Here is a 3,083-nt window from a genome sequence, read left to right on the forward strand (position 1 = left end):
CTGCTGTTCCCGCGCATCGGGCTGGGGCTGGGCGGTGGCATCTTCGGATCGATCCGTGCGGCCACAGTTGGCGCGGTGATCCTGTTGTTTCTGATCAGGCTGATCAAGCGGGCCTGAGGGGTGGGGTTGGGGGAGTGAATGGCGGTTGTGTGGACGTTCGGCCCCGGCGCCACAGAGGGCCGCGCCTGACCGCGGGTGGGCGCTGCCGACGCCCGTGGTCAGCACTTTATGGCACCACCACTCCCCAGGCCAATCCCCGCGCAGGTTCCGCAAACGCGCCCGCCCTCCGGGGCGGTCAGGCGCGGCCCGGGGGCGCTTCGCGCTGTTAACCCCGGGCGGGAAGAACCACCAACGGCAGTGCGAAGGCGCATATTTCCCGACCGTCGACGCTGCGCTCAACGCGGCGACTGGCCACATCGTTATGCGCAACGGTTGAGCCCGCCGCCGAAGGGACGGGCACCGGACCCTCACCCCACCACGTTGAACGCAGGCCCGTAGGGATAATGCGTGATGTCTTCGGGGGCGTCTTCGGTCACGACGAAGATGTCATGCTCGCGGTAGCCGCCTGCGCCGGGCTGGCCGTCGGGGATGGTGAGCATCGGTTCCATGGAGATGACCATGCCGGGTTCGAGGACCGTGTCGATATCCTCGCGCAGTTCCAGTGCGGCCTCGCGGCCATAGTAGTGCGACAGGATGCCGAAGGAATGGCCGTAGCCGAAGGTGCGGTACTGCAGCATCTGGCGTTCGGCGAGGAAGTCGTTGATCTTGCCCGTGATTTCGGCGCAGGAGGCACCGGGGCGCAGCAGCGTCATGCCGTATTCATGCGCCGCGATGTTGTGTTCCCAGACGCGCATGGAGGCATCGTCGACCTCGCCCACGAAGAGGGTGCGTTCAAGAGCCGTGTAGTAGCCGGAAATCATCGGGAAGCAGTTGAGCGACAGGATGTCGCCGCGCTGCAGCTTGCGGTTGGTGACGGGGTTGTGCGCGCCGTCGGTGTTGATGCCCGACTGGAACCAGACCCAGGTGTCGCGGTATTCGGCATCGGGGAAGCGTTTGGCGATCTCCCGCTCCATCGCGTCGCGGCCTGCGATGGAGACCTCAAGCTCGGTCACGCCTTCGCGGATCGCCTCGCGGATGGCATAGCCGCCGATGTCGGCCACGTTGGAGCCGTGCTTGATGAGGGCGATTTCGGCGGGGGACTTCATCATGCGCTGGGCCATGGTGGCGGGGGCGATGTCCATCCCGCGTTTGGGCTGCAGGAAGGCGTTGAGCTTTTCGGCGCGCTCCATCGTCAGGTGGTCGGCCTCGCAGCCGATGGCGCGGCCGGTGCCGGTGACGGATACGACGGCGCGCCAGAAATTGTCGCGCTTCCAGTCGGTGTAGGTGATGTTGTCATCGACGGAGCGGCGCCAGGGCTGGCCCGCGTCGATGCCGGCCGAGATGGTGACGCAGGCGGTGGGGGTGACGACGCAGGCATAGGGACGCCCGAACGAGCAGTAGAGGAACCCCGAGTAATAGGCGACGTTGTGCATGGAGGTCAGCACGACGGCGTCGAGCGAATGCAGCTCCATGATGTCGCGCAGGCCTGCCAGACGGTCGGCATATTCGGCTTCGGCGAAAGGCAGGGGGGCCTTGGTGTTGTTGTGAAAGCGGTACTGTTCGGGGCGTTCCATGGTCAGACCTCATGCGGATGGGGCCTGCGGCGGAACCCCGAAAGGTCCCGGCGTACAGGACGGAAGCTGACGGGTCAGCGGGCGGCGGGGCCAGGCCCCTGTGACGACGCCATCGTCACGGCTTGGGGCAGAGGATGCCGGGGTGTGGGGCGATTGGCAAGGGGCGGCGGGCGTTTGGTCGTGGGTCAGTTCGAATGAGTGTTTCGCGCGGTGGGTTCAACGGGTCGTCGCAACACTTCATTCTTTGATTGAAGTAAGGAGTGTGAGCCATGACGTATCGTCGCCGGATATTCTTCACGGACCAGCAGAAGGCGGAGATTTGGGATCGCTGGCAGCGCGGCGAGTCGATGAGTTCGATCGGTCGGGGATTTGAGCGCAACTCGTCGTCGATCTATCCGCTTCTGGCGCGCACGGGCGGCATCCGCCCGCCTGATCGGGTGCGGTCCCGCTTGGCCCTGACGCTCGGCGAACGCGAGGAGATCTCCAGAGGCCTGCGCGCCCGGCAGTCCCTGCGCTCCATCGCGCGTGCCCTGCAGCGGTCCGCATCGACCATCAGCCGCGAGGTCCGACGCAACGGCGGTGCGGCGCAGTATCGCGCAACCCCGTCGGATCAGGCGGCCTGGGACCGCGCGCGGCGTCCCAAACCCTGCAAGCTGGCGGGCAGCCCATATCTTTGCCGCGCCATATCCGCCAAACTCAGGCGCAAATGGTCCCCGCAGCAGATTGCAGGCTGGCTCATGCGAGAGCATCCCGATGACGCGCAGAGGCGCGTGTCCCATGAGACGATCTACAAAAGCCTGTTCATTCAGGCCCGTGGTGTGCTGAAGAAGGAATTGCTGGCGCATCTGCGCGCCAGACGGTCGATCCGCCGGTCGCGCCATGCCAGCTTGAAGGGCGACGGCCTCGGCCAGATCAAGGATGCCCTGTCGATCCGGGACAGACCGGCATCGGTCGAAGATCGCGCCGTGCCCGGCCACTGGGAAGGCGATCTGATCGCAGGCTCCGCCAACAGCTTCATCGCCACGCTGGTCGAGCGCCAGTCGCGCTTCGTCATGCTGGCGAAGGTCTGCAACAAGGACACGCAGAGCGTGATGACGGCCCTCATCAAGCAGTCAAGGAAGCTCCCGCGCGAGCTTTACCGATCCCTCACCTGGGATCGCGGAACCGAGATGTCAGGCCATCGACGCTTCACGCTGGCCACGGATATCGAGGTCTACCTGTGCGATCCGCAAAGCCCCTGGCAGCGCGGCACGAACGAAAACACCAACCGGCTCTTGCGCCAATACTTCCCCAAAGGCACCGATCTGTCGGTATACAGTCAGGCAAAGCTGAGCGCCGTCGCCCGGCAGCTCAACGAACGCCCCCGCAAAACGCTCGACTACGAAACACCCGCCGAGCGTTTCCAAGCAT

The 3,083-nt window shown here is 65.3% G+C and carries 3 protein-coding genes; 2 read left to right on the top strand and 1 reads right to left on the bottom strand.

The genetic code is table 11. The features are described 5' to 3' along the window. Positions 1-15 precede the first annotated feature (15 nt). The gene (locus ACRCSW_RS06660) at positions 16-117 is read left to right on the top strand and encodes a GlsB/YeaQ/YmgE family stress response membrane protein (RefSeq protein ID WP_438703643.1); all 102 of its coding nucleotides are present in this window, start codon (positions 16-18) and stop codon (positions 115-117) included. Between the two features lie 350 nt (positions 118-467). On the opposite strand, the gene ACRCSW_RS06665 is transcribed toward ACRCSW_RS06660, so the two are convergent. After that, a complete protein-coding gene (locus ACRCSW_RS06665; RefSeq protein ID WP_438703639.1) occupies positions 468-1,673 on the bottom strand; it encodes an aminopeptidase P family protein in 1,206 nt (401 codons plus the stop codon). Between the two features lie 269 nt (positions 1,674-1,942). Between ACRCSW_RS06665 and ACRCSW_RS06670 the strand changes: the two genes are divergently transcribed. After that, positions 1,943-3,083: IS30 family transposase (locus ACRCSW_RS06670; protein ID WP_438703641.1), on the top strand; the 1,141-nt coding region annotated here is incomplete at its 3' end.

The sequence above is a fragment of the Tabrizicola sp. genome, from assembly GCF_051645465.1.
Lineage (GTDB): Bacteria > Pseudomonadota > Alphaproteobacteria > Rhodobacterales > Rhodobacteraceae > Tabrizicola.